This window comes from Streptomyces sp. NPDC032721 (genome assembly GCF_055579625.1).
This window is the reverse complement of sequence record NZ_JBVIMX010000002.1, coordinates 84,753-86,517: the sequence shown is the minus strand read 5'-3', so window position 1 is coordinate 86,517 and position 1,765 is coordinate 84,753. Positions and strand designations below refer to the sequence as shown.

At 72.5% G+C, this 1,765-nt stretch carries 2 protein-coding genes; one reads left to right on the top strand and one right to left on the bottom strand.

All coding sequences use genetic code 11. The features are described from left to right. Nucleotides 1–486, bottom strand: a 486-nt coding sequence (locus ACZ5PB_RS06660) for a PfkB family carbohydrate kinase (RefSeq protein ID WP_468688899.1), incomplete at its 3' end; no start/stop codon positions are given. A 212-nt stretch (nucleotides 487–698) separates the two neighbouring features. On the opposite strand from ACZ5PB_RS06660, the gene ACZ5PB_RS06655 reads away from it, so the two are divergent. Then, on the top strand, nucleotides 699–1,631 hold the full coding sequence (locus ACZ5PB_RS06655; protein WP_468688415.1) for a sugar phosphate isomerase/epimerase family protein: 933 nt from the start codon (nucleotides 699–701) through the stop codon (nucleotides 1,629–1,631). Nucleotides 1,632–1,765: the final 134 nt, after the last annotated feature.

Here is a 1,765-nt window from a genome sequence, read left to right as displayed (position 1 = left end):
CCGTAAGTATGGGGCGAGGTGGGGGGGTGTGGTGCGCGCCGTGGTGGCGCCTGCTTTCGTTTTTTTTTTTTTTTTTTCCCCCCCCCCCCCCCCGGTGCCGGTCGCCCAGAAGACGCGGGCCGCGCGGATCGCGTCGAGGTCCAGTTCCTCGGTACGGATCTCCAGGTCGGGGGCCGTGGGCCGCCGGTAGAAGTACAGCGGGAAGTCGTCGGGCGGGAAGACCTCGCAGAAGGTGAGCGGGGTGGGGTGCGCCGGGACCTCGGTCACCCACCGCGCGTCCACCCCGAAGCCGCCCAGTTCCCTGCGCAGGAACACCCCGAACGGGTCGGCCCCGGTACGGGAGACCAGCGCGGTGTCCACACCCAGCCGCGCCGCGGCCACCGCCACGTTCGCCGCCGACCCGCCGAGGAACCTCCCGAAGGTCTCCACCCGGTCCAGGGAGACCCCCGCCCGCAGCGGATAGAGGTCCACCCCGAGCCGCCCCATCGCGATCAGCTCCCGCACGGCCACCGCCCTTCCCGCGTCGCTCCCCGCACTCCCGGCCGGGCCGGCCGCCCGGCCCCAAGACGTACAGGACCTAACGGTCTATCCGCGCACGCCGAACACTGTCAACAGTCAGTGGCCTGCCCTTACGGACCAACCCCCCGCCCCCACGGCTCCCTTGACACCCCTCCCCGCCCGCCGGAAGGCTGCGCCCCATGACCACCGAAGGAGCAACGGGAGACCTGACGCGCCTCAGGATCGGATCCGCCCCCGACTCGTGGGGGGTGTGGTTCGCCGACGATCCCGCCCAGGTGCCCTGGCAGCGCTTTCTGGACGAGGTCACGGCGAGCGGGTACGAGTGGATCGAGCTGGGCCCGTACGGATACCTGCCGGACGATCCGGCCCTGCTGGGGCGGGAGCTGGCGGACCGGGGGCTGCGCGTCTCCGCCGGTACGGTCTTCACCGCGCTGCACCACGACGGCGCGTCCCGCTGGCAGGACACCTGGTCGCACGTCTCCCGGGTGGCCCGGCACGCGCGTGCGGTGGGCGCCGGGCACCTGGTGATGATCCCGGCGTTCTGGCGGGACGACAGGACCGGCGAACCCCTGGAGGACGCCGTCCTCACCCCCGGGCAGTGGCGCACCCTGGCCGCGCAGACCGAGCGGCTGTCGCGCCAGGTGCACGAGGAGTTCGGGCTGCGGGTGGTGGTCCATCCGCATGCCGACACCCACATCGACACCGAGGAGAACGTGGTCCGGCTGCTCGACGCGACCGACCGCGACCTGGTCTCGCTGTGCCTGGACACCGGGCACTACGCCTACTGCGGCGGCGACAGCCTCGCGCTCATCGAGAGGTACGGCGAACGGATCGGCTATCTGCACCTCAAGCAGGTCGATCCGGGGCTGCTGGCCCAGGTGCGGGACGGCGACGTGCCGTTCGGACCCGCCGTCGACCTCGGCGTGATGTGCGAACCGCCTTACGGGGAACCGCCCCTGGAGCCCGTACTGGCGGCGGCGCAGCGGCTCGCGGAACGGCAGGGGGCGGAGCTGTTCGCGATCGTGGAGCAGGACATGTACCCGTGCCCGCCGGAGAAGCCGCTGCCGATCGCGCGGCGGACACGGCAGTTCCTGCGGTCGTGCGGGGCGTAAGACCGGCCGAGAGCCCGCCCCGTCCGGAATCCCGGGCACCTTCGCATTACACCCCCGGGCGGGGGGGGGGGGGGGGGGGGGGGGGGGGGGGGGGGGGGGGGGGGGGGGGTGTTTTTTTTGCCTTCTCCTCTTCC